22 protein-coding genes are annotated in these 24,868 nt (G+C 68.9%); 3 read left to right on the top strand and 19 right to left on the bottom strand.

Annotated features, from left to right (window positions below):
- Nucleotides 1-51: 51 nt before the first annotated feature.
- The 14 genes from rny to bshB1 form a co-directional block, all read right to left on the bottom strand.
- Nucleotides 52-1,566: a ribonuclease Y gene (gene rny, locus QME70_01250; GenBank protein ID MDI6893235.1), complete on the bottom strand. Its 1,515-nt coding sequence runs from the start codon at nucleotides 1,564-1,566 to the stop codon at nucleotides 52-54.
- A 193-nt stretch (nucleotides 1,567-1,759) separates the two neighbouring features.
- Nucleotides 1,760-2,419: an ATP-binding protein gene (locus QME70_01245; protein ID MDI6893234.1), complete on the bottom strand. Its 660-nt coding sequence runs from the start codon at nucleotides 2,417-2,419 to the stop codon at nucleotides 1,760-1,762.
- A gap of 19 nt (nucleotides 2,420-2,438) precedes the next feature.
- Nucleotides 2,439-2,702 carry a hypothetical protein gene (locus tag QME70_01240; GenBank protein MDI6893233.1) on the bottom strand — a complete coding sequence of 88 codons (264 nt, stop codon included), beginning with the start codon at nucleotides 2,700-2,702 and terminating at the stop codon, nucleotides 2,439-2,441.
- Nucleotide 2,703: 1 nt separating this feature from the next.
- Entirely contained in the window at nucleotides 2,704-3,873 is a 1,170-nt protein-coding gene (locus tag QME70_01235; GenBank protein MDI6893232.1) for an AAA family ATPase, read from the bottom strand.
- Nucleotides 3,870-4,880 (bottom strand): metallophosphoesterase, encoded by a 1,011-nt coding sequence (locus QME70_01230; protein ID MDI6893231.1) that lies wholly within the window; start codon nucleotides 4,878-4,880, stop codon nucleotides 3,870-3,872. Before QME70_01230 ends, QME70_01235 begins: the two co-directional genes overlap by 4 nt.
- Nucleotides 4,858-5,472, bottom strand: a complete 615-nt coding sequence (locus QME70_01225) for a regulatory protein RecX (protein ID MDI6893230.1) — start codon at nucleotides 5,470-5,472, stop codon at nucleotides 4,858-4,860. The genes QME70_01230 and QME70_01225 overlap by 23 nt, the downstream gene beginning before the upstream one ends.
- Nucleotides 5,459-6,481, bottom strand: coding sequence for a recombinase RecA (recA, locus tag QME70_01220; GenBank protein ID MDI6893229.1), 1,023 nt, complete (start codon nucleotides 6,479-6,481; stop codon nucleotides 5,459-5,461). Before recA ends, QME70_01225 begins: the two co-directional genes overlap by 14 nt.
- 191 nt (nucleotides 6,482-6,672) lie before the next feature.
- The gene (gene thpR / locus QME70_01215; protein ID MDI6893228.1) at nucleotides 6,673-7,227 is read right to left on the bottom strand and encodes an RNA 2',3'-cyclic phosphodiesterase; all 555 of its coding nucleotides are present in this window, start codon (nucleotides 7,225-7,227) and stop codon (nucleotides 6,673-6,675) included.
- A 2-nt stretch (nucleotides 7,228-7,229) separates the two neighbouring features.
- Nucleotides 7,230-8,483 (bottom strand): competence/damage-inducible protein A, encoded by a 1,254-nt coding sequence (locus tag QME70_01210; protein ID MDI6893227.1) that lies wholly within the window; start codon nucleotides 8,481-8,483, stop codon nucleotides 7,230-7,232.
- A complete protein-coding gene (locus QME70_01205; protein MDI6893226.1) occupies nucleotides 8,480-10,192 on the bottom strand; it encodes an AAA family ATPase in 1,713 nt (570 codons plus the stop codon). The genes QME70_01210 and QME70_01205 overlap by 4 nt, the downstream gene beginning before the upstream one ends.
- A 113-nt stretch (nucleotides 10,193-10,305) precedes the next feature.
- Nucleotides 10,306-10,827 carry a hypothetical protein gene (locus tag QME70_01200; GenBank protein ID MDI6893225.1) on the bottom strand — a complete coding sequence of 174 codons (522 nt, stop codon included), beginning with the start codon at nucleotides 10,825-10,827 and terminating at the stop codon, nucleotides 10,306-10,308.
- A gap of 258 nt (nucleotides 10,828-11,085) precedes the next feature.
- The gene (gene rimO / locus QME70_01195) at nucleotides 11,086-12,537 is read right to left on the bottom strand and encodes a 30S ribosomal protein S12 methylthiotransferase RimO (GenBank protein MDI6893224.1); all 1,452 of its coding nucleotides are present in this window, start codon (nucleotides 12,535-12,537) and stop codon (nucleotides 11,086-11,088) included.
- Between the two features lie 152 nt (nucleotides 12,538-12,689).
- Nucleotides 12,690-13,718 carry a glycosyl hydrolase family 18 protein gene (locus QME70_01190; protein MDI6893223.1) on the bottom strand — a complete coding sequence of 343 codons (1,029 nt, stop codon included), beginning with the start codon at nucleotides 13,716-13,718 and terminating at the stop codon, nucleotides 12,690-12,692.
- 77 nt (nucleotides 13,719-13,795) lie between these two features.
- Entirely contained in the window at nucleotides 13,796-14,593 is a 798-nt protein-coding gene (gene bshB1 / locus QME70_01185) for a bacillithiol biosynthesis deacetylase BshB1 (protein MDI6893222.1), read from the bottom strand.
- Nucleotides 14,594-14,661: 68 nt separating this feature from the next.
- Between bshB1 and QME70_01180 the strand changes: the two genes are divergently transcribed.
- Both QME70_01180 and QME70_01175 read left to right on the top strand, forming a co-directional pair.
- Nucleotides 14,662-16,887 (top strand): DEAD/DEAH box helicase, encoded by a 2,226-nt coding sequence (locus QME70_01180; GenBank protein MDI6893221.1) that lies wholly within the window; start codon nucleotides 14,662-14,664, stop codon nucleotides 16,885-16,887.
- Between the two features lie 2 nt (nucleotides 16,888-16,889).
- The gene (locus QME70_01175; protein MDI6893220.1) at nucleotides 16,890-18,305 is read left to right on the top strand and encodes a ribonuclease H-like domain-containing protein; all 1,416 of its coding nucleotides are present in this window, start codon (nucleotides 16,890-16,892) and stop codon (nucleotides 18,303-18,305) included.
- A gap of 88 nt (nucleotides 18,306-18,393) precedes the next feature.
- On the opposite strand, the gene QME70_01170 is transcribed toward QME70_01175, so the two are convergent.
- The 3 genes from QME70_01170 to QME70_01160 are packed head-to-tail and all read right to left on the bottom strand — an operon-like array spanning nucleotide 18,394 to nucleotide 21,613.
- Nucleotides 18,394-19,527, bottom strand: a complete 1,134-nt coding sequence (locus QME70_01170) for a glycosyltransferase (protein MDI6893219.1) — start codon at nucleotides 19,525-19,527, stop codon at nucleotides 18,394-18,396.
- Entirely contained in the window at nucleotides 19,524-21,110 is a 1,587-nt protein-coding gene (locus tag QME70_01165; GenBank protein ID MDI6893218.1) for an O-antigen ligase family protein, read from the bottom strand. The genes QME70_01170 and QME70_01165 overlap by 4 nt, the downstream gene beginning before the upstream one ends.
- Nucleotides 21,107-21,613: a DUF4330 domain-containing protein gene (locus tag QME70_01160; protein ID MDI6893217.1), complete on the bottom strand. Its 507-nt coding sequence runs from the start codon at nucleotides 21,611-21,613 to the stop codon at nucleotides 21,107-21,109. Before QME70_01160 ends, QME70_01165 begins: the two co-directional genes overlap by 4 nt.
- 178 nt (nucleotides 21,614-21,791) lie before the next feature.
- Here QME70_01160 and QME70_01155 point away from each other — a divergent pair, with 178 nt between their 5' ends.
- Complete coding sequence (locus tag QME70_01155; protein ID MDI6893216.1) at nucleotides 21,792-22,553, top strand: polysaccharide deacetylase family protein; 762 nt, start codon at nucleotides 21,792-21,794, stop codon at nucleotides 22,551-22,553.
- Between the two features lie 3 nt (nucleotides 22,554-22,556).
- Here the strand turns inward: QME70_01155 and QME70_01150 are convergent, their stop codons facing one another.
- Together QME70_01150 and QME70_01145 are read right to left on the bottom strand one after the other, a co-directional pair.
- On the bottom strand, nucleotides 22,557-23,945 hold the full coding sequence (locus QME70_01150; protein ID MDI6893215.1) for a pyridoxal-phosphate dependent enzyme: 1,389 nt from the start codon (nucleotides 23,943-23,945) through the stop codon (nucleotides 22,557-22,559).
- Nucleotides 23,946-23,993: 48 nt separating this feature from the next.
- Nucleotides 23,994-24,830, bottom strand: coding sequence for an AAA family ATPase (locus tag QME70_01145; protein MDI6893214.1), 837 nt, complete (start codon nucleotides 24,828-24,830; stop codon nucleotides 23,994-23,996).
- Between the last annotated feature and the right edge of the window lie 38 nt (nucleotides 24,831-24,868).

Here is a 24,868-nt window from a genome sequence, read left to right as displayed (position 1 = left end):
TATGTATGCTCCCTTCCCCAAGGAGAAGGGGGGCCTTGCGGCCCCCCGCTCTCACCTGGCATAATCCACGGCCCTGGTTTCCCGGATCACGATTACCTTGACCTGGCCGGGATATTCCAGCTCGCTCTCGATCTTCTTCACCATGTCGCGGGCCAGGCGCACGGCCCCCAGGTCGTCAACCTTCTCGGGCTGTACGATAATGCGCACTTCCCGGCCGGCCTGGATGGCGTAGGCCTTGTCCACCCCTTCGAAGGAATCCGCGATTTCCTCCAGCTTCTGCAGGCGCTTCACATAGGCTTCCAGGGTCTCCCTGCGCGCTCCGGGCCGGGCGGCGGAGATGGCATCAGCGGCCGCCACCAGCACCGCCTCCACCGTGTGCGGCTCCACATCGCCATGGTGGCACTCCACCGCGTGGGTCACTTCCGGCGATTCCCGGTACTTGCGCAGCAGGTTCACCCCGATGGCCGTGTGAGAACCTTCCATCTGGTGGTCTATGGCTTTACCCACGTCATGAAGCAGCCCGGCCCGCCTGGCCACCTGCACGTCCACGCCCAGCTCGGCCGCCATCACGCTCGCCAGGTGGGCTACTTCCAGGGAATGCCGCAGGACATTCTGCCCGTACGAAGAGCGGAACTTCAGCCGGCCCAGGAGCTTGATCAGCTCGGGATGAACCCCGTGCACGCCCACCTCCAGGGCGGCCTGTTCGCCCTCTTCCCGGATGCGGGTTTCCACTTCCCTCTGGGCCTTCTCCACCATCTCCTCAATGCGTGCCGGATGGATGCGGCCGTCGGCCACCAGCCTCTCCAGGGCCACGCGGGCCACCTCGCGCCGCACGGGATCGAATCCGGAAAGGATGACGGCCTCCGGGGTATCGTCGATGATGAGGTCGATCCCGGTGAGCGTCTCCAGAGTCCTGATATTGCGGCCCTCCCTCCCGATGATCCGTCCCTTCATCTCCTCGTTGGGCAGCTCCACAACCGATACGGTGGTTTCCGCCACGTGGTCGGCGGCGCAGCGCTGGATGGCCAGGGACACCACTTCCCGGGCCCGCTTCTCCGCCTCATCCCTGGCTTCCTGCTCCACCTGCCGGATGAGCAGGGCCGCTTCGTGCCGGACTTCCTCTTCCACACTCTTGAGCAGGATTTGCCGGGCCTCTTCGGCCGTGATCCCGCAAATCCTCTCCAGTTCCTCACGTTGCCGGGCCTGCAGGGCCGCCAGCTCTTTCTGGGCAGTCGCCAGCTCCTTTTCCCGGGCTGCCAGGGTCTCCTCGCGCCGCTCCAGGTTGTCCAGCTTGCGGTCCAGTTGTTCCTCTCTGGACATGAGCCGGCGCTCCATGCGCTGCAGCTCCACCCTCCGCTCCCGGGTTTCGCGCTCGAACTCCGACCGCAAACGGTGGACTTCCTCTTTGGCCTCCAGGAGGAGCTCCTTCTTCCTGGCCTCCCCCTGCTCGACCGCCTCTTCCAGGACGCGTTTGGCCTGTGTTTCCGCCGACCCTATCTTCGCCTCGGCCATGACCCGCCGGACGAAATACCCCGTGAACAGGCCCGCCACCAGAGAAACCACCATCGCGAGGACGGTGTACCAGTTGATCACCGTCACCTCCCCTCTGGGCACATACACAAAAGCCGGAAGCTTCCGGCCAGATTACCACGTGCCTATCGATGCGTCCGTCCCTGCGGACACGGGATGTCCGAAGCTTTATCGATAAACAGCGGTACTCTGCGCTCCCATCCGTAGGAATTCTAGCTATTTTCCTTCCCTAAGTCAAGGATACGGCCAGCTCCCGGACCTGCGAGATGCCATCCTTCATTTCCACCAGGTATGCCTTGTCTCCCGTATGGGCCAGGTGCTGGTTGTGGGTTATCATGATCACCTGCCGTCCAAAAGACGAACTGGTTTCCTTGAGGAACGAAGCCACGCGGGCGATGTACTCCTCCGAAACATGCTTGGCCGGCTCGTCCAGCACTACCGGACCCGCCAGGGGAGGCCGCGCCAGGAGGAGCAGGGCCGCGCGCAGAGCCAGGGAGACCACGTCCACCACCCCACCCCCGCGGGCATCCTGGGGCCTGTTCTGCACCCGGTGACTCCCGTAGCTGGACACCACGTAGAAGTCCGCCTCAGACCTGCCCGCCCGCTGCTCGGTCAGCACCTGGAACTCCAGGTGAGGTCCGAACACGTAGCGCAGGGCGTCGGTTACCAGGATCTCCACCTGCTCGCGGGCATCCTCCCGGGCCCGTTCCGCTACCGTGCGCAGCAGGGCAGCCACCTGGCCGTACAGCTCCCGCCGCCTTTGCCTGTCGGCCAGACTCTGCCGCAGGCGAGCCAGTTCCTCCTCCACCTGCCGCTGCTGGCCCCTGCGTTGCTCCAGGGCCTTCCGGGCCCGGCCGGCCATGTCCTGTATTTCTTGCTCCGCCGCCATCACCACGGATCGTCTCCCGTCATGCCCCCGCCGGCCCCGGGCCGCCCAGGAGCTCTCGCGGGATGAGGCGCCGGGCCTGTTCCAGGAGGCCGGCGATGTCCTTCTCCAGCCGGGCCACCTCGCCGTCGATGGTATCGGGCGTCACTCCCAGCTCTCCCATCTCCGCCAGGATGCGCTGCCTATCCTGCTCCAGAGCCTCAAGCTGCCCCTCCGCCCGCGCTTTCACCGTCCTGGCCTGCTGAAGCTGTTGCTTCAGCAGGGCCAGGTCACTCTCCAGGCTCAAGCTACCGCCCCCCTCCGCATATTTCCGCCAGGATGGCGGGAACCTGGTCCGGCTTGATGGCGGCCCCGCAGGTGGGACACCTGCCCAGGCGCACCAGCAGTTCGCCGTACCGGGTCCCCACCTCTCTCTCCTGGTAGCGGGCCCGGTCCCGCCCGGCCACGGCTTTCCCGATCCGCTCCCGGACCTGGGCGAGGCGGGACCGTACCTCCCGCAGCCTCTGCCACCGGGATTGCAGCTCTGCCGCCCTCTCGAGCAGGCCCTCGGCCCGGGGCGCCCCCGCCAGGCCGGCCGCCACCCGCTCCCAGTGGGCCTTGCGAGAGCCGCTCTCGCGCCACCGCAGCGACAGCTGGCGCAGGCGACCGTACCGATCCACCAGCGCCCCTGCCCGCCCCGCCAGGTCTTCCGCCTGGGGCAGGCCCCCCAGGAGGTGCACCAGCCGGCTCAGCCTCTCCGCATCCTCCCGGGCGCGTTCCCAGCTCTTCTTCAGGTCGAACAACCGCTCCGCCCGCTCCCGCTGCCCCCGCGCCCGGGCCAGCACCGCTTCCGCCTGCTGCAACGCCTGCTCGTGGGCGGGCAGGTCGTCGTACCGGGCCAGCTTTTCCTCCCAGACTGCGATATCCCTGCCGAGATCGGCTTCCTCGCGGGCGGCCCGCCCCTCGTCCGCCAGCACGTCCCGGATGGCAGCGTCGATTATGTGGACGCCCACGATCTGGCTCACTGCCTTAGCCCGCAGCGCACCCGGCTCCTCCAGGAGGAAGGGAGCTTCCAGTTGGCCACCCAGATTGAGCCTCAGCTCCCGGTCTTCATCGAGGGCAAGGGGTGCCATGCCGTGGGCGGCGCAGACCTCGCTCTCCACGGTCGCGTTGACCGAGTTGAACTCACGTCTTTCCCCATCCTTCTCGATAAGGTAGCGGTTGGTGCGGGGCCCTTTCTCCCGGCTGATACGGGTGCCGTCGTCGAAGGTGACGGTTACACGGCAGGACTCGGCACCCACGCGCACGAAGTCGCTCCCACGCGGCTCGTTGTACAGCACCCAGCGCAGGCCCCTGATGATGGCGGTCTTGCCCTGGTCGGAGGGGCCCACGATCACGTTCAGCCCCGGGCTGAAGGTGAGCAGGGTGCGGGCGTGGCACTGGAAGTTCTCCAGCTCCAGACTGGCTATGTACCTCACCTTTCCCTCCCGCTCCTCCCCGCCAGGCGTTCCCGAGCCATCCCCACCCGCTGCAGCGCCTCCCTCTTCACTTCCTCCGGGTATCCTTCGCCGCCGGCGATGGCGGCCACCATGTCCTCCAGGTCAAACAGGCGGCGCCCGTCCCAGGCCCCTTTCACCCGCTGGATGAAGTCGGCCAGCTGGGTATCCCGGTAGGCGGCCGCTTCGATGAGCGAACGGTCCAGCACCTCATCCCCCGGGAGCGCGCTCCGCAGAGGGATGCCGCGCACCGAGATGCCACTCCCCTCCACTTCCACCAGCACCACCTGCGGGTGACGGGCAATCTCCGCCAGGCTGGCTTCCAGGCGCACCATGGCACCGGGGTTGACGAAGAGGCGCCCCGGTACGGGCTCGAGGGGAAGCCGGGAGTACCCCAGGTGGTAGTGCCCCACCAGGGTGAGATCGGCACCGGTGCGCGGTGCCACCCGTTCGATGAGCGTATAGTCCATCCCGGACACCCAGGGTTTCTCGAGAAGCATGCCGTGAGCCATGTGGATGGCCACGTCCGCGCGGGCATCCCTGCTGACCACGTAGTCCGCCCCGTCCCTGCTGTCGATGTCGTGCTGGAAGGGGGCCCCGGTGAGCTGCACCTTCAACTGCCCCGGACCTCCCAGCAGCTCCACCTCGCCGCACCGCAGGAGCCGCAGCCCACCCAGTGCCTCCACCAGCCCGAGCAGGGTGCGGGGGAGGCTGTCCGGGTTGTGACCGTAAACATCGTGGTTGCCGACGATGCCGTACACGGGCACCCGGCAGCGGCGCAGGACAAGCATGAATTCCCGTGCCACGCCGGGAGCCAGGTCGGGGCGGTCGAACACGTCCCCCAGGTGCAGGAGGGCGCTCACCCCCAGGTCCTCCGCCAGGTTCACCACTTCCTCCAGTTTGGCGCGGCAGGTGGCGAAGAAGTCGTCCCGCCGGCCCTGGGGAGAAGTGCCGCGGAGGTGGGTGTCAGCCACCACCAGGAAACGCATCGTCACTCTCCTCGCCCAGCAGTTCTCTCACCGTGCGCACCGCCAGCTCCCTACCGAACCCGCGCCTCATGAGGTAGCCCTGCAGGCGGCAGGCGTCGGGACGGTGCCGGTTGCGCCGCAACCAGGCCTGTCCCGCCCGCCGGGCAGCCACCTCTTCCAGGTCTCCCGGCTCCCCCTCCGGGCCCGCGGCACCTGCGTCCGGCTCCCCCTCGCGGCCCGCGGGACCCGCATCCGCCCCCACATCCATCCTCATGCTCTCCTCCACCTGGGCGAGGGCCAGCCGGACGTGTTCCCTGCTCACCCCGCGCCGGGCCAGGGCGACCGCCAGGGCCCTCCTGCCCATGGGCCGACGTACCAGCGTCTCTTCTATGTAGGCCCGAGCGTACGCCACATCATCCAGCAGTCCCAGCCCCCGCAGGCGGCCCACCACCTCGTCCTGTACGGCCCCGTCGAATCCCCGCCGGGCCAGGGCCATCCTGACCTGGTACTCGGTGCGGGGACGCTCGAGCAGCCGCAAGGCGTACTCCCGCGCGGCATCGATCTGCGAGCCCCCGCCCGCTCCCCTGCGGGCGGCGCGGTCAGGCCTCGTCATCACTGGCGGCTGCCGTCTTCACCGCGCCCAGGCTGAGGGCTTCCCGCGCCTTGCGCTCTACCTCCGTCGCCGTCTCCGGGTGGGAGCGAAGGTAGTCACGGGCGTTCTCCCTACCCTGTCCCAGGCGCACGTCACCGAAGGCGTACCAGGTACCCACCTTCTGTAGAACGCCCATATCCACGCCCACGTCCAGGATGCTGCCCTCGCGCGAGATCCCCTCGCCGTAGATGATGTCGAAGTCGGCCTGCCGGAAGGGGGGAGCGAGCTTGTTCTTCACCACCTTGACGCGGGTGCGCGAGCCCACCACTTCCGTCCCGTGCTTGATGGACTCCTGCTTGCGCACCTCCAGGCGAATGGAGGCATAGAACTTGAGGGCCCGGCCCCCGGGGGTCACCTCGGGATTCCCGAACATTACCCCCACTTTCTCGCGCAACTGGTTGATGAAGACGGCCACGCAGCGGGTTTTCGAGATGGCGCCGGCCAGCTTGCGCAGGGCCTGGGACATGAGCCGGGCCTGCAGACCCACGTGCGAATCGCCCATCTCACCTTCCAGCTCCGCCCGCGGCACCAGAGCCGCCACCGAGTCCACCACCACCACGTCGACGGCACCGCTGCGCACCAGCGCCTCGGCGATCTCCAGGGCCTGCTCACCGGTGTCCGGCTGGGAGATGAGGAGGTTGTCCACGTCCACCCCCACCCGGCGGGCGTACACCGGATCCAGGGCGTGCTCGGCGTCGATGAAGGCGGCCACTCCCCCCATCCTCTGGGTTTCGCTGATGATGTGGAGCGCCACGGTGGTCTTGCCCGACGCCTCCGGGCCGTAAATCTCCACCACCCGCCCTCGTGGGATCCCCCCGATCCCCAGGGCGATGTCCAGGGCGAGGGATCCGGTGGGGATCACGTCCACCTGCATGCGGGCCGACGCCTCTCCCAAACGCATGACGGACCCTTTCCCGAACTGCCTTTCGATCTGGGAAAGGGCCATCTCCAGGGCCTTTTCTCTATCCATGCGGTCCCCTCCTTTCTGGTCGGGAGCCGCTTCCTCCGCTGAGTATATCATCCTGCTCGCCGCCGGGACAAGCACCACCCCGGCCCGACATCATCCCCGGCCACCGCCCCGACCCGGCCTCACCCCGGCGAGCCCCTCGTGCGCTGCGGGCCTCCTGTCCAACCACCAGGCGCGGCCCGCCTGGCGGCTCGCTAGCCCAGCCGGTGGCGCCCCAGGGGAGTGTATACCGGACCGGAGCGCCCGAGCGCGCTCTGGAACAGCACGATTTCTTCCACGGCAACCTCCCGGGCGGGGAAGGAAGCCTGCTCGAGCGCTCTGGCCAGGTCGGTCGCCCCGCGGGGTGAGCGCACCCGGCCCACGGTGAGGTGGGGCGAAAAGGGCCTGCTCTCGGGGGCAAAACCCAGGTCCGCGAGCTGGGAGTCTACTGCGGCAGCCAGCCGGCCCAGCTCTCCTGCCCCGCGGCCCACCCCCACCCACACCACCCGCGCTCGCCCGGGGGACGGGAACGCGCCTGTGCCGGCAGCCTCGAAGGTGAATGGCTTCATTTCCCCGGCCGCCCGGGCCAAGGCCTCCGCCAGCTCGGCAAGGCGGGCCGGGTCCACCTCTCCCAGGAACTTGAGGGTGAGGTGGAAGTTCTCTTCCTCCACCCACTTGACGTCGGCCCGGGATTCCGCCAGGTGGCGCACCAGTTCGCCCAGAGCGCGCCGCAAAGAAGGGGGCAACTCCACCGCCACGAAAAGCCGCAAACCTATTCCCCCTCGGGGCTGCCGGTGGCCAGATAGCGATAGAGGGTGGTGAGGGCAATCTGGCAGGCTCGCTCGCGTACCTCTTCCCGATCACCCCGCAGAGAATCCGACCAGGTGAAAGTGCCCTCCGGTCGCGCCAGAGCAAAGCACACCGTACCCACCGGCTTGCCCGGCCTGCCCCCACCCGGCCCGGCCACTCCCGAGATGGCCAGGGCCAGGGAGGCACCCAGGCGATCCCGCACCCCTTCCGCCATGGCGCCCGCCACCTGCTCGGAGACGGCCCCGTGCTCCCGGATCACCCCGGCGGATACCCCCAGCTGGGACTCCTTCACCTCGTTGGCGTACGAGATGATCCCACCCAGGAAGTAGCGCGACGATCCCGGCACCGAGGTAATACGGGCGCCCAGCATGCCCCCCGTGCAACTCTCCGCCACCGCCAGGGTGAGACCGGCCGCTGCCAGCCTCTCGCCGGCGGCGTGAGCCAGAGTCTCCCCGTCGGCCCCGAACACGCGCCACCCCAGGCGGCGCCGGACCTCATCTTCCAGGGGGGCGATGAGCTCTCGGGCCGCAGCGGCGTCCGCAGCTTTCGCCGTCACCCGCAGGTGCACCTCACCCGGCTTGGCGTAGGGGGCCACCGTGGGGTTGGCCGACGCGAACAGGTCCCGCACCAGATGGGCCACCCCCGCCTCCCCCATGGCACAAACCTTGATGGTGCGGCTGAGGATCACCTGCGTACCGGCTCCCCGCTCGCGCAGCAAGGGCTCCACCTGCCGCTCCCAGATGGGAACCAGCTCTCCGGGCGGTCCGGGCAGGAGCACCACCAGGCTCCCCGCTTCCTCCAGGAAGAGACCGGGGGCCGTCCCCACGGGATTCTCCAGCACCCGCGCCCCTCGCGGGACCAGGGCCTGCTTGCGCGCGTTCGGGGTCAGGGGCCTGCCCCGGCGGCGGAAGAAGTCCTCGATCCCCGCCATCACTCCCGGGTCGAAATCCAGAGGCCGCCCCAGGACCTGGGCCATCACCTCTTTGCTCAGGTCGTCCTCGGTAGGGCCCAGTCCCCCGCTCACCACCACCAGGTGGGCGCGCCCCAGCGCCTGCCGGAAGGCAGCCGCCATGCGGTCCCGGTTGTCCCCCACCGCTACCTGGTAGTAGACGTCCACGCCCAGGGCGGCCAGGCGCTGGCTCAGGAACCGGGCATTGGTGTTGACGATGTCGCCCAGCAGGATCTCCGTCCCCACAGCCACTATTTCCGCGATCAAACCGGCTTCTTCACCCCGGCAGGATAATTCTGTCCCCCCCACCGGATTCCTGCTCCGCGGGGAAACCGGGCTGGCCCGGCAGCCTGCCGATGGCCGGGGGACCCCGGGCGGCTTTGCACCGCCGATGGGATGGCGGCGGCGGGCCGCAGGGGAGCGGGTCGCATGGGAGCGGGTCGCACCAGGCGCACCCTGTGTACGGCAGGTTTGGTCCGGGCGTGCGCTCCGAAGCCGAGGACGGCCCGGATCTCCTCTCCGGCCAGAGTTTCGCGCTCCAGTACCCGTTCCGCCAGGCGGCGGACGGCTTCGGTCCTGGGCCCCAGCAGCTCCTGGGCGCGCTGCCTCTGCCGGGTCATGATGTCGGACATGGCCCGCTGCACCGAGTCGCCCGCTACCAGGTCGGGGTCAACCGCCCCCAGGGCGGAGAGGCCCGCATATACCATGCGGCGGGCGGCCTGGCAGGCCCCGTCGTAGTCGTTGGCCGCCCCCGTGCTGGGCTCGCCCAGCACCAGCTCTTCGGCCACCGCACCGGCCAGGAGCACGCAGATCTGGTCCTCCAGCTCGCTGCGGGAATAGAGGTAAAAGTCATCCTGGGGGGCCTGCCGCACATACCCCAGGGCACTGCCGCGGGGCGAGATGGTGAGGGAGGAAATGGACCCCGGGGTGACCAGCTCGCTCACCACCGCGTGGCCGGCCTCGTGCACCGCCACCCGGAAAAGCTCCTGGTGGCGGGGCTTGCGGTCCACCTTTTCCCCCATCATCACCTTGTCGATGGCTTCCCGCAGGTGCCTCTGTTCCACCTGCCCGGAACCTTCGCGCATGGCCAGGATGGCCGCTTCATTGGCCAGGCTTTCCAGGTGCGCTCCCGAAAACCCCATGGTCTCGCGGGCAATGGCCTGCAGGCTCACGTCAGCCGCCAGGGGCTTGCCCCGGGTGTGTACCTTGAGGATCTGGAGCCGGCCCTCGCGATCGGGCAGGTCAACGCGCACCACCCGGTCGAAGCGACCGGGTCGCAGGAGGGCCGGGTCCAGCAGGTCGGGGCGGTTGGTGGCCCCGATGAGCAGGATGCGTACCTCGTCCTCTACGGAAAGTCCATCCATTTCGACCAGGAGCTGATTCAGGGTTTGATCGTACTCCAGGTGAGCGGAGTAGCGGCCCCGCTTTCCTCCCAGCACCTCCAGCTCGTCGATGAACACCACCGCGCTCTTCTTCCCGGCCCGGCGCGCCTGGTCGCGGGCCCGCCGGAACAGCTCCCGCACCCGCTGGGCGCCCACGCCGGCGTAGACCTCGATGAACTCCGAACCGGAGGTGGCCAGGAAGATGGAGCCGGTGAAGTTGGCAGCGGCTTTGGCCAGCAGAGTCTTGCCGGTGCCGGGCGGGCCGGCCAGCAGGATACCCTTGATGGGGCGGATGCCCAGGCGTCGCGCCCGGTCGGGCCGGTTGACCAGTTCCAGGGCCTCCAGAAGCTCCTTCTTGGCCGACCCCTGTCCCCCCACGTCGTCAAAGGTCACCCGGGGGCACATCCCTTCGGAAAGGTGCAGCACGAAACGGCGTCCCAGCGCCTTTCCCGCACCCGTGGAGTAAATGAGGAAGTAGAGCAGGCCGCCCAGCACCACCACCGGAAACAGGTTGACATCCCGGGTGGCCAGGTAGGCCACCGCTCCCGCCCCTGCTCCCAGCGCCGCGTACTGCAGCAGTTCCTTCTTACGCACCTGCCCCATTCCTCCGTTTCCGGCCGAGCCTCTCCCGCCGCCCGCCTTCCCGTGGAACCTCTCCCGCCGAAGGTGTCTGGCCGAGCGCATCCCGCCGAAGCGGGCGGGCCACGTCAGGGGGTCTTGAAACGTGGGATCACTTCGTAGAGATATGCCGTACCGTGACGGAGCTCAACGTACACATAGCCTGCATCCACTCCCATGCGAGCCCACTCCAGTCCCTGGCGGGCCGCGATCTCCCGCACCGTGTCGTTCGCCCAGGAGAAGCGGCCGCTCACCAGGGCCTCCTCGATGTACAGGCGCATCACCCGCATGGCCTCCTGCAGCGTCGCATCCCGGCGGTCCTCAACCCGCAGCGCGAAGGGGCGGTTGCCGAGGGCCTCCTGTAGCTGGCGGTGCAGGGAAGCATAAAACTCGGGCAGGTCAACTCCGGGCGCAGGGAGCACCTCCACCTGGAGCATGTCCCCCGACCAGGTCAGCCGGTGGGAAACCAGGTCAGGACGCGCCGCCAGCAGGCGCGCGACCGGGCGGTCCTGGCGTACCCAGCCCAGGCCGACCGCCGCCCACCACAGCACGGCGAAGGTAAACGCTGCCGCCACGGCGGCTATCAGCGCCCGCCTGACGTGGCCTGCCACTCTGTCGCACCCCCTGGCAAAGCTTCCCGGGTCAACCTGGCTCCCCTTGTGCGGCGTGTTCGCATGCCACCTGCTCGCACGCCCCTCTCCCATGGGACCTGACCGTATGGTGCCGTCCCCGGCATTGAAGACGTAACTTATATTACGTCAACGAGTATTATAGCACATGCCTCTGAAGATGCCTTGCCACAGCCCGTGGCAATTTAATCCCACAATGGAACCTCCGGATAACCGCGCCCTCACCGCGCAGGCATACTCTCAGGCGAGGTGAGTAGGGGTTCTGGAGGGAACTGCCACCAGGTCGTACCCGCGCACTTTCACCACCCGGGCGAACACGAACCGCCCTGGGGGCGTGTCGCACCCGAGGACGTGCACCTGGCCGTCCGCCTCGGGAGCCTGCCCCCACCACCGTCCCACCGCCACCGGGAGGCTCCCGGCCCGCCCATCGCGGCCGGGCTCCAGCGTGCGCGCTTTCCCCCGAGCCTCCACCAGCACGTCCACTTCTCTGCCGACCAGCCGGCGGTTGGCGCGCACCGCCACTACCTGCTGCGCGCGCTCTGCCGCCCGCAGTCTCCGCTCCTTCACATCGCCGGGGATCTGATCCGGGAACGCTGCTGCCGGCGCTTCCGGTTCGGGGTAGAAGGGGAAGAACCCGGCCCGGTCCAGGCGGTACTCTTCCAGAAACCGCAGCAACTGGCCGAAGTCCTCTTCTGTTTCCCCGGGAAAACCCACCAGGAAGGTGGAGCGGAGCACGATATCGGGGGCCGTCTCCCTCAGGCGGTCGAGGAGCCGGCGCACCTGCGCCCCACGGTAGGGTCGGCCCATGCGGGTGAGCATGCGGTCGCTTACGTGCTGCAGCGGCAGGTCGAGGTAAGGCATCACCTTACCCCCTGGCGACATCAGCCGGGCCACCTCCAGGGGGAAACCCGAAGGGTAGGCGTAGAGCACCCGAATCCAGGCCACCCCCTCCACCTCCGCCAGTTCCTCCAGCAGACGGGGAAGGGCAGCCCGGCCGTAGATATCCCGGCCGTACCGGGAGGTGTCCTCGGCCACCAGCACCAGCTCGCAGGCGCCCCGCTCCACCAGATCGCGGGTCTCTTTCACCAGATCCTCGACGGGGCGGCTGCGGTAGCGCCCCCGCAGACGGGGGATGATGCAAAAGGTGCAGCGCCGGTCGCACCCCTCGGCGATCTTCAGGTACGCGGTCGCCCCCGTGGAGAGACGGCGGGGTAACCCGAGGGGGACCTCCGGCCTACCCACCCACACCCCGCCGGCGGCCACACCGGAGGTCGAAGCCACGACGGCAGCGCCGGTCGCAGCTGCCGCGCCCACCCCATCGGCGGCGGCACGGGCGCGCAGGCATCGCTCCAGCACCTCGGGCAGCCTCTCCAGCTCCCCGGTGCCCACCACGGCATCGACAGCCTCCCCGACCAGGTCGGCCGATGCCCGCTGGGCCAGGCACCCCGCGGCCACCAGCACTCGCCCCGGGCCATTCCGGCGCAGGTCCCGGATCACGGAAAGGGACTCTTCCCTGGCCGGGGCAATAAAACCGCAGGTGTTCACCACCACGGCGTCCGCCCGGCCCGGGTCCGTTACCAGCGTGAACCCGGCCTTCTCCAGCAGGGCTACCATCGACTCGGAGTCGACCAGGTTCTTGGCACAACCCAGCGAGACAACGCACACCCGCAGCCGACCCTGTGACTCATCCATCCCACAGGATTTTACCGCAAGTGCACGCCCTTTTCACTGCGCGCCCGCGCAACGCAGGGGCGCGGGGGGCGAGGGCGCGACGAAAGACACCGGCGGTTCACACGACCAACCGATTCGGGGCCCGTGGTTCAGCTTCCCAGGACCGGGGCCGGCTAGCGCCGCCGGGGCAACTGGGCCCAGTGGGCGGGTTCCTCGAACCCCAGGCGCCAGATGGCCACACCCCGGAGGTTGTAGCGGCGGGCCAGATCCAGCTTATCCTTCAGGTTGGTAGCATCCTGGAACCACACCTCGTGACTGCGCCCGTCCTTGACGTAGGTGAACGTCGCCTGGCCTCCGGGCTGCACCCGGGGTTGCACTCCGTGCCGGCGCGCCAGTTCGCGGGCATCCGGCACCGCCAGCGGGGTCACGTCCCTGGTGGTCAAGCGCGGCAGGGCCCAGTCGTACCCGTATACCCCCACTCCCAGCACTACCTTGCGGGCCGGCACCAGGCTCACGACTTTCTTGATGTTGGCCTCCACCCACTCCCGCGGGGCGATGGGGCCAGGATCGGTGGAGGGATTGTGCCGGTCGTATCCGAACACCACCACGTAGTCGGCCGCCTGACCCAGGGCGCGGTAATCATACACGCCGGTGACCTCGGGAGGAACATCCACGGGCGGGATCAGGGACAGGGCCAGGATCTTCCCCCTGGCATGCAGGCTGCGGGCAAGGTCCCGGACCACGGCGGTCAGCTCGTCTCTCACTTCGGGTTTAATCTGCTGAAAGTCGAGGTTGACACCCTGGTATCCTTCCCTGGTCACCAGGTCGGTGATCTCCTTCACCATGCGCCGGCGGCTGGCATCGCTGCGCAGGGCCTGGGAGTTGTCCCCCACCTTCTGGTTGTTGATGAGGACCACCAGAGAGATGCCCTGAGCCCGGGCCAGCTCCCGCAGGGCGGGGTCGGGCCGGGCATCGACCAGCCCCCCGTCAGGACCCACCGAATACCAGAGGGGAGAAAGGGCCGTCAGCCGATCGGGATGCGCACGGGCGCTGGCCAGCCCGCTGGCGGGGTCGTGAACGTAACCCACCACCTCAAAGGGCACCGGGCGCCGTAAGGCCCGGGGGGTGATGGCGCTGTACAGGGCCACCGCCACCAATAGGGCTATCAGTCCCCCTATGCCGATCTTCCACCTGCGGTCCAACCGGGTTGCCTCCGGGCGGCCGCAACTCGTGAAGCACGCGGCCGCTCCGTCAGTAATCTCTGCAGAGGGCCCGGCGCTTAACCAGACAGCAGCGTCCAGGTCACGAGATTCGACAATACGGGCGGTGCCGGCGTGGAAAATGCTTCCGCGTCCTGGCGACCGCAGGAGGCACCCAGGTAGCGGGCCTGGTGCTCCACCCGGGCCAGGTAGTGCCCGTCATTCAGGACCGTGGGCATTCGGCCTGGTCCGGGCAGGAACTGGCTGGCATGACAGCGCAGGGCTCGCATCTTGACTTCCAGGTAACCGGACCCATCTACCAGCAGGGAAGGATGCACCGGCGGGTCGACGAAATAGTAAAGGACCCGTTCCACCCGATGAGCCAGCGTCTCCGGGTCCCATTTGGGCAGGCCCGCGGACATGACGGCCTCCCTGGCGAGGGCGGTGGCCGTGCGGTGGTCGGGGTGGCCATCCGTGGGAGACGGCAGCAGCACCACCCGGGGACGCAGACGCCGTATGGTTCGGGCCAGCTGTGCTACCGCACCCGGATGGACCGCCAGGCCGCGGTCGGGCAACCCCAGGTTCCCCCGCCAGGCCAGCCCGAGTACCCTGGCGGCCTCCCCGGCTTCCCGCAACCGCTCCTCCGGGGTGCCGTTGGTGCCCAGCTCGCCCCGGGTGAGGTCGAGGACCCCCACCCGGTGCCCGCGGGCGGCATGCAGGGCCAGGGTGGCGCCCGCCCCGATCTCGGCGTCGTCGGGGTGGGGTGCGATGGCGAGGAGATCCAGGGCCTCCCCGGGAGCAACGGCGAGGAGGGTGAGGACCTCCCCGGGAGCACTCCCGGTGCCTGGGCCGGTGTCACGGGGCTCGCTTGGTGACATCTCAACCACCTCTCCTACGGCAGGTGAAGGGCTTGAACCTGGCTCAACTCCTGGAAGAAATCGAACGTATGCCCCGCACCCGGGCCAACATCACTGCCTGGAAGGTGCTACCCTCGCGGCCGGGGCGCTATGCTCCTTTTCCACCCTCCTTGCCCCCGGTCCTGCGCCAGGCTCTGGAACAGAAGGGTATCGGGCAGCTTTACTCCCACCAGGCCCGCGCCCTGGAGGCGGCCCGGCAGGGGCACCACGTGGCCGTGGTCACCCCGGCTGCCTCGGGGAAAACCCTCTGCTATAACCTGCCCGTCCTCAGCACCCTCTTGGAAGATCCCGAAGCCCGTGCCCTGTACCTGTTCCCCACCAAGGCCCTGGCCCAGGACCAGCTGGCCGAACTCCACGACCTGGTGGGCCTCCTGGGCCGGGACATCCGCACGTACACGTACGACGGCGACACCCCCACCTCGGCCCGCCAGGCCATCCGCACGGCGGGTCACATTGTGGTGACCAACCCCGACATGCTCCACACCGGCATCCTCCCCCACCACACCAAGTGGCTCAAGCTGTTCTCCAACCTGCGCTTCGTGGTCATCGACGAGATGCACCAGTTCCGGGGCGTGTTCGGGAGCCACCTGGCCAACGTCATCCGGCGCCTGAAGCGCATCTCGGCGTTCTACGGTGCCCGTCCCCAGTTCATCCTGTGCTCGGCCACCATCGCCAACCCGGAGGAACTGGCCCGGCACCTCATCGAAGACGAGGTGGTGCTGGTGGACGACAACGGCGCCCCCGCGGGCGAAAAGCACTTCATCTTCTACAACCCGCCCCTGGTGAACCGGGAGCTGGGCATCAGGCGTTCTTCCCTCCTGGAAGGCGTCTCCTGGGCCAGGATGCTGCTGGACCATGGTATCCAGACCATCACCTTCGCCCGCGCCCGCCTGGCGGTGGAGGTGCTGCTCCGCTACCTGCGCGAGCGTGCCCCCGGTCGCGACGCCGTCCAGGGCTACCGGGGCGGCTACCTCCCCCTGGAAAGAAGGCGCATCGAGCGGGGTCTGCGCGAGGGACAGGTGCGGGCGGTGGTATCCACCAACGCCCTGGAGCTGGGCATCGACATCGGACAGCTGGAGGCCTGCGTCATGGTGGGGTACCCCGGCACGGTGGCCAGCACCTGGCAGCAGGCAGGGCGCGCGGGCCGCCGCGCCGGGCTGTCCCTGGCCGTGCTGGTGGCTTCCTCCAACCCCCTCGATCAGTACATAGTGAACCATCCCGAATACTTCTTCCGCCAGTCCCCCGAGCACGGCCTCATCAACCCCGACAACCTGTACATCCTCATGTCCCACCTCAAGTGCGCCGCCTTCGAGCTCCCCTTCGCCGCCGGGGAGCAGTTCGGCGTGCCCACCACGGCGGACATGCTGGCCTTCCTGCAGGAGGAGGGCGTCCTGCACCGGCAGGGAGACCGCTACTTCTGGGTGGCAGACGCCTTCCCCGCCGAGGGAATCAGCCTGCGTTCGGCGGCTGCGGAGAACTTCGTGGTGGTGGACCAGACCGGGTCTTCTCCGCGGGTGATCGGCGAGGTGGACGCCTTCTCCGCCCCCATGCTCCTCCACGAAGAGGCCATCTACATGCACGGGGGCGAACAGTTCCAGGTGGAGAAGCTCGACTACCCCAACAAGAAGGCCTACGTGCGCCGGGTGGAGGTGGACTACTACACCGACGCCAGCCTGGCGGTGGAGGTGAAGGTCCTGGAGGAGTGGCGCTCCGGGGCGGCCCCGGCCACCCGGGGCGTGGGCCAGGTGCTGGTGAGGGCGCTGGCCACCATGTTCAAGAAGATCAAGCTGCACACCCACGAAAACGTAGGCTCGGGCCCCATCCACCTCCCCGAGCAGGAGCTGCCCACCACCGCCTACTGGGTGAGCCTGGCCCCCGAGATCACCGCCGACCTACCCCCGCCCCAGCTGGAGGCGGGGCTGGCTGGCATCGCCCACCTGCTGGCCCACGTGGCGCCCCTCTTCCTGCTGTGCGACCGCCGCGACCTGGGCAGTGCCACCCACGTGCGCTCGCCCCACACCGATCTCCCCACCATCTACCTGTACGACGCCTATCCCGGCGGCGTGGGTCTGGCGGAGAAGCTGTACGACCTGCACGAGCAACTCCTGGGCGCGGCCCTGGCGGCCCTGCGCGACTGCCCCTGCCGGGACGGATGCCCCTCCTGCGTGGGCCCTGCCGCCCAGACCGGGCAGGACGCCCGCGCCACCGCCCGCCTGCTGCTGGAACGCGCCCTCGACCGCTCCGGAGGCGAGTGAGAGTGGACCTCTGGGAAAGGTTCCGCCAGTTCCAGGAACGCGCCCAGCGCGCCGCCCCGGCGCAGGTGCCCGGCGCCGAACCCGCACACGTCCCCGGCGCCGAACCCGCCCGGACCCCCGGCTCTGGCGCGGTTGAGCGATGGCGGCGGCGGGCGGTGGCCGACCTGGGCCTGCAGTGTGAGGAAACCCCGGCCGGCCCGTCCTGCTTCCTGGAGACCTTCTACCCCGCCACCCACCGCCATGGCATCCTGGACCTGGGGTCCTTCCTGAACCTGCCCCCGGAGGGCCTGGGCATCCTGGCCCAGCCCCCGCAGGCCCTGCCCCCCTCCGCCTGGGCCTTCCTCGATACCGAGACCACGGGCCTGCAGGGGGGACCGGGCACCATCGTCTTCCTGTGCGGGCTGGCCCGCTTCGCGCAGGACACGCTGGTGGTGCGCCAGTACCTGGCTCCCGACCCCGCCGCCGAGCCCGCCCTCATCTGGGCCGTGCTCAGGGACCTGGCGGGGTGCCAGGGGATCGTCTCCTTCAACGGCCGGGCCTTCGACTGGCCCCTCATCCGGGACCGGGTGGTACTGGCCCGGCAGTCCCTACCCCCCGATCCCGTGCACGCCGACCTGCTCTTCCCAGCCCGCTGGCTGTTCCGGTCCCGCCTGGCCTCCTGCCGCCTGACCCACCTGGAGTCGGAGATCCTGCGCTGCCCCCGGGAGGGCGACATCCCCAGCGAGTTGATCCCCGAAGTCTACCGGGCCTACCTGCGCGGTGCCCCCGCCCGCACTCTCGCTCCCGTCCTGGACCACAACCGCCACGACCTGCTTTCCCTGGTGGTGCTGGCCTGCCGCCTGCTCGCCCCCTGGTTGCAGGCCGAAGAGGCGGAGCCGGAAGAACTGTACGGCCTGGCCCGCATGATGTGGGCGCGCGGGCACGCTCCCCAGGCCGTGCCCCTCTGGGAGAAGGCCGTGGCCGGCCTGCCCCCGGTCCTGGCCACCCGCGCCGGGGAAGAGTTGGGCCGGATTTACCGCCACCTGGGCCAGCCCCACGAGGCAGCGCGCATCTGGCGGGCCGTGGCCCCAGACGGTGCCCTGGCCCACCCGGGCCCACTGGTGGAGCTGGCCAAGTATTACGAGCACGTCGTCCGCGACCACGAGGCTGCCCGGCAGTGTACCCTGCGCGCCCTGGAAGCGGCCCGCCATCGTGCCGCCCTCGCCGCCCCCTCCCCGCCCGGTATGGGGGTTCCTCGCTCCACGCCGGACACCCGGTGCGGACGCCCTGCCCCACCGTGGAGTCTCCGCGGGGATGCAAGTCCTTCACCGGGGTCTTCACCGGGGTCGGGCGCATCTGTGCCCGAGCTACTTCACCGCCTGCGGCGTCTCGAACGCAAACTCGCCGCCCATCCCGGGCCGCCCCCATCGGGCGACTGACGCCCCGACCTGGCAGCATAGGCAAGTACCGCCAGGATATCTTCCCGCCCCAAACCGCCGACGGTATCGTCGCAAGGGAGTTCTTGCGCTACATATGGACCGCGGCCTGCCGGTACACATCGACCACGCGGGCGGCCATCAGTTCGCAGTCGAACTGGGCCTCCACGCGCTGCCGTCCCGCCCGGCCCAGGGACCGCACCCGCTCGGGGTCACGCAACAGGGCCAGGATGGCCGCGGCCAGGGCAGCTGCGTCCCCGGGAGGCACCAGCAGGCCGGTGACCCCATCGACCACTGCCTCTGCTACCCCGCCCACGTCCGTGGCCACCACCGGGAGTGCTGCGGCCATGGCCTCCAGGGTGGCCAGAGGCAATCCCTCATAACGCGAGGAGAGCACGTATATGTCCAGGCCGGCCAGGAACGCGGGCACGTCCTGCACGAAGCCGGCCAGCGTGACCCGGCCCTCCAGGCCGCGGGCCCGGATCATCTCCTCCAGGCGGGGGCGCTCGGGGCCCTCTCCCCCGATCACGAAGCGCGCTCGCGGTTCTCCGGCCACCACCCGGGCGGCCGCCTCGATGAGGATGTCCAGCCCCTTCTGGTAGGTCAGGCGGGCGGCCGTCCCCACCCGGTATCCCAACGGCCGTTCCCGGCGGGCCTCGACTCCAACGAAGGGGCGCAGGTCGATGCCGTTGGGGATGGTCACCACCCGGCGGGGGTCAAACCCCGCCTCTGCCAGCTGCATGCCTACGGCACCGGACACGGCGATGACGCGGTCGGCCAGCAGGCGGCCCGACCAGCGGTTGAAGAGGCGCTTCGCCGGACCCGCTGCCGGCGGCACCACCCCCGCGGCGGTGGGGATGCGCACCACGTTGTGCTTGGTGTAAACCACAGGCACCCCGCCGAGGCGCGCCGCCACCCTGCCTGCCAGGCTGGCATGGGTATGTACCACGTGGGGGCGCAGGCGCCGGATAGCCGCGTGCAGTTCCCGGAGGAGCGGCCAGGACCAGGAAACATCCCGGCCGGAAACCTCCATCCGGCTCACACCCAGGGCATCGACGCGCCGGGCCAGTTCCCCCTGCGGGCACGCCACCGTCACGTCCAGGCCGGCAAAGGCACGCGACCCCAGCAGGTTCAGGAGGTAGCGTCCGGCGCCGCCCACATTGGTGTCGGTTATGATGTGCAGGACTCTCATCCGCTCGCCGCCCTGCTCACAGGCACGGGTCATCCTGGCCTGCTCCCGCGCACCCGCCCCGGCCTGCTCCCGCGCACCACCGCCACCATCCTGTCCCGATCGTAAGCGCCCGTCGCCGCCGCGGCGCCCCGGGCGGGGGTGCACCGGGCGGCACCCAGGGCCAGGCCCAGCAGGGCCCAGAAAACCAGGGTGATGCGGGGGCTGTACCAGGTGAACTCCACCAGGCCGTGCAGGAGGTGGCCGGCCACCGTAGCCAGGATGCCCGCCCCCAGGGCGGTCGTCGCTGTGAAGCGGCGCACCCCCTTCCCGACCTCCCACGCCCACATGAGCAGGAACCACAGCAGCGCCGCCAATCCCGGCACGCCCAGCTCCACCAGCATCTCCAGGAAAGTGCTATGGGCGTGGGGGGCAGGGGTCTGAATGATCATGTATTCGGGGTAGGTGTAGACGAAGCTGTCGGCCCCCAGGCCGGTACCGGTCCAGAGATAGGCGCGGGCGAGGGCCCACGACCCCCGCCAGATGAAAACGCGATAGCTGTTGGAGGTGTCTTCGAGGGAGAAAGAGGAGGCGAACCTCTCCACCAGCACCGGAGGCAGCACGTGGGGCGCCGCCAGCACCAGGACGATCCCCAGCACGAGCAAACGGCGGTCGTACAGGACGGTCAGCACCGCCAGGGAGATCGCCAGCCCCAGCCAGCCTCCCCGGCTGAACGAGAGCAGCATCCCGCCCGCCTGCAGCAGGGCGAACCCACCCAGCACCATCCTCTCCCGCCAGGGCCGCCGCGCCACGGCCAGGGCCACCGTCACGGGCAGGGCCAGGCCCATCATCTCGGCAAAGAAAGTCGGGTTGGTGAAGGTACCCACGACCCGCGTGATTTCCCCCTCGAAGCGGGGGTCCACCCAGGATTGGGGCGGCGTCCATCCACTGACGTACTGCCAGATCCCCACCACCCCGGCCAGGGAGGCCAGGGCCAGGAGGGGCCACACCACCTCTTCCCCCCGGCCCCGCAGGGCGGCATCCGCCGCCAGGAGGAAAACCAGGGCGTACCCGACCCAAAACACGAACTCGACCAGGCTGTCCCGGGCACGCACCGAGCCGGGCACGGCACCCGCCACCATAGCGAGGAAGGCGAAGAACGACACCAGCACCCACGGCGGGAGCCCGCGGCCCGTCACGGCACCAAGTGGAAGACCCCCCGACCCCGCACCAGCCCCTTGCAGGTCGGCACCGCCCCGTGCCGGCCGGTCCCTCAGCCGTTCCCTGACCCGGTCCCGGAGCCAGAAGGGCAGCAACAGGAACAAGAGCCCCAGAGGCACCTCGGTGGGTAGCAGGGCTGCCGTCCCCAGGCCGATCCCCAGCCAGGTCTGCCATCGGAGCGGCGAGCACGGGGGGAGCACGAGGGTCCAGACCCTGGTGGCCCATCCTGCCAGCGTGCTGACCGACGCGACCTCCCGTCCCAGAATCACCAGCCGCCGCGCGGTCTTCCCGGCCAGGCTGCCCGCCCAGGCAGACTCGAGCCACGTCCAGGCAGCATCGACCCGTCCGGCCAGGCGGTCGCCGGCCCGTTCCGCCCAGGAAGCAACCAGGCGCTCCGCCGGCAGGGCGCGTGCGCTCACGGCTGTTCTCCTGCCACCTCAGTGTTGATGGTGAGCACGTTGCTCTGAAATGCCGCCCACTTGGACTTCAGCCCTACGGACGCCCCCACCCTGATCTCCACCCCGCCCATGGTGATCACGTTTTCGCCGATGCGGGCCCTGCCCCGCACCGTGACCAGGGCGTTGACCCGGTTGGGTGACTGCACTTGCGCCCACACCTCCTGGCCCAGGAGGAGAAGTACATCCGCAGGTTCGGTCTCCACCTTGACCACGTCGCCCACGTATGCGCCGGTCTTGAACTCGAACACGGCCTTGCTCTGCCGGATGGCGTCCACGGTCGTGGGGCGGATGGCGGGCACCAGGAACGTCACCTCGATGGTGTGCTCCCGCTCCGCGATGCTCCGCCCCACCCGGGCACCCAGCTCAGCGTATGCGAAACGCGCCGCCACGGCCAGCAGGATGATGATGATGGCCAGGTCGACGACGCTGATCTTCCCGAAAAGCCGGCCCTTCTTGTCCAGCAACGCGAGGTGCCCCCCTCTTTTCACGGGTGGTGGCGGCGGCTGAGCCGTCGTGAGCGCCTCCCCCCGTTATGGAGACAACAATAAGAATACCGCACGGCCATACCACCGCGCAACCGATGAATAGTCCCGACGCGACCCTAATAGGTAACAATGAAGGGGCGTTGCGGGGGTGGTGGCCGTGCTCCTGGTGACGATCACCCGCCGGGGCAGGCGCAGGTTGATCCTGGCCGGCATCCTCATCGTGGCCATGATGGCGACCGGTTATCTGGTGAGTGCCAGGCGGCACCTGCTCGTCAGCGGCCGGCTGATGCCCGTCTACCGGGCGGTGACCCGGGAGAAAAGGGTGGCGCTCACCTTCGATATCAGCTGGGGCCAGGAAATGCCGCCCCGGGTGCTGGACGCCCTCAAGGCGGAGGGGGTCAGGGCCACCTTCTTCCTGTCAGGCCCCTGGGCGCGGTCTTACCCCGACCTGGTGAAGCGCATCGCCGGCGAGGGGCACGAGATCGCCTCCCACGGCTACGAGCACGTCAACCTCTCCGGGTACAGCCGCGAGTTCATCACCGACAACATCCGGCGCACCCACCAGATCCTGGTGGAGCTCACCGGCCAGCAGCCCCGCTTCTTCCGGCCTCCGAACGGTGACTTCAACGACTTGGTGATCCAGACCGCCACCGAACTTGGGTACGTGACGGTGATCTGGAGCCTCGACTCCCTCGACTGGAAACGCCTCAACAGCGACGAGATCGCCAAACGCATCCTGAGCCGGGTCAAGCAGGGCGATATCATCCTCATGCACGCTTCCGACAGTGCCCCCGGCACCCCCGGCGCCCTACCCGCCATCGTCCAGGGCATCCGCGCCAAGGGCCTGGAAATGGTGCGGCTGGGCGAACTGATGCAGCCGCCCCCGCCCCTGGACACGAGCACGGGGTCCGGCAGGTAACGGTCAGAAGCCGCGGGCCTGGCGCAGCAGGCGATCGAACTCGGCCACCTTCTCCTGGTGGGCGGCCCACCAGGCCGGGTCGCGCTGGGCGTTGAGTTCTTCGACCGTCTTGCCCTGCTGTTCCACCCAGGTGTAGTACTTGAGGTTGAACCAGCGCTGGCGGTTATGCCGGGTGCCCTCCTGGATCCAGTCCAGCTTCACACCGTGGAAGATGCTCTCCAGGTACACTGCCGCCCGGGTGCGGTCTACAGGTCCGTAACGGCGCGCCATGTCCGCCATCACGCTGTGGTAGCGGTCGATGCTGTCGGTGGCGATGGTGACCACGATATCGCGGGGGCCCAGGCCGTAGAGCTTCGCCGCCTTGATGGCCCCCAGCAGGTTGCATACCCCCGAGATGCCGAAGAGGCTGGAAATCTGCCGGACGTGGTCCGGGTCCACCCCCGCCTCCACCAGGTATTCTCCCCCCGCTGGGTCGCTCAGCAGTTGCAGCCCCTTCTTGCACTCCATGTCGTCGATGCACATCAGGGCGTCCATGTTGAGCACGTTGTGTATCCAGGTCGCATGCTTGTCCCCGATACCCTGAATGTCGTGGCCCCCGTACCCGTTCAGGAACAGGGTGGGGCACTGGATGGGCTCGAGCCCCACGATGCGACAGTCCGGAAAGACCTGCTTCAGACGGTCTCCGGCCGCGATGGTGCCCGCCGACCCCATGGCCGACACGAAGGCGGCCACCCGACCGTCACCCAGGCCCTGGCCCTTGAGGTCGGCCACCGCCTCCAGGATGCTGTTGCCGGTGACGAAATAGTGAAAGCGGTAGTTGGCCATCTCCGCGAACTGGTTGAGGATCCTGACCCCGGGTTGAACAGCCAGCTCCTTGCACCGGTCGTAGATCTCCTTGACGTTGCTTTCGCACCCGGGAGTCTTGATGTAACGGGCCCCGTAGTGGGTGATGAGGTCGAAGCGCTCCTGGCTCATCTCGGCCGGCAGGATGACCAGGGAATCGTAACCCAGGCGAGGTCCCACCCAGGCCCCGCCGATGCCGTAGTTCCCCGTGGAGGGCCACACCAGGGTGTGCTTCCCCGGCACGATTTCCCCCGCGAGTTGCTTCTCCATGGCCACGGAGTAGGTGGCGCCCACTTTATGGCTGCCGGTGGGAAAGTCCTTGCCGTAAAGCACCACGATGCTGGTGTCGACTCCCGTGAGATGGGGATCCATCACCACATAGCGGACCCTGCCTCCGGCATCCTTCCAGCTGATGTTGAACAGGTTGATGGGATCGAGGGGATCCTCCTGCCGGCCGGCCAGCGCCCGCGCCCTGACATCCGCCGGTATCCGCGCCGGGTGCAGCATCTCTTCAAAGGTGGGTCCATAGACGTACGCAGCATCTCCCATGTGGCGTAACCCTCCATCAACATAATTGCAGCCGGGTACACCGCCATTCTACAGCCGAGCCAGTTCCTGCTGCAACACCCCGAACAGGTTCTCCGCCACCCGCCGCAGTTTCGGGCACATCTCGTACACCGGACGGCCCTCGGCATCGGCTTTCACCGCTTCCAGCTCGTAGGGGAAAACAGCCACCAGAGGAACAGGGGCCAGACCGTGGGCCTTCATCTCCTCCTCCAGCCCCGCCCGCACGATTTCCTCTTCTCCAGGCCGAACCTTGTTGGCCACCCCGAGCACGCGCTTCACCCCCAGGGCGCGGGCAGCCGCCGCCACCGCCCGTGCCGTCTGGAAGCTGCGCCGCCCGGGTTCTACCACCACCAGGAAGGCGTCCACGCCCCGGGCCGTCCCGCGACCCACGTGCTCCAGTCCCGCCTCCAGGTCCACTACCACGGTGTCATTCCTCTGCAGGACCAGGTGACGGAGCAGGGCCTGCAGGAGCGCGTTTTCGGGGCAGGCGCACCCGCTGCCAGCCGGCTTCACTCCGCCCATGACCAGCAGCCTGATGTGATCGCGCTCCAGCCCCAGTCGCTCGGGGAGGTCGTCCACCTTGGGGTTGAGGGCAAACCAGCCCCCCACCGACCCGGGGCGCGCTCCGGTGCGCTCGGCTATGAGCTCGTCCATGGCTGCCACCGGCACCACCCGGGCCAGCTCCTCGGGGGCGAACCCCAGGGCCAGCCCCAGGTTAGCGTCAGGGTCGGCGTCCACGGCCAGCACCCGGTACCCCCGGCGAGCGTACACCTCTGCCAGCAAGGCCGCCACGGTGGTCTTCCCCACCCCGCCCTTACCACAAACCGCCAGCTTCACCCCGTCCCCGCCTCCACCCTGCTGAGACAAGATCGTCCCCCTCTCCATCCCGCCCACTCGAATGGAAC

This window comes from Bacillota bacterium, from assembly GCA_030019365.1.
GTDB lineage: Bacteria > Bacillota > Sulfobacillia > JACIYH01 > JACIYH01 > JACIYH01.
Note: the sequence above shows the minus strand (reverse complement) of the source record. Positions and strands in the feature narration are given on the sequence as shown.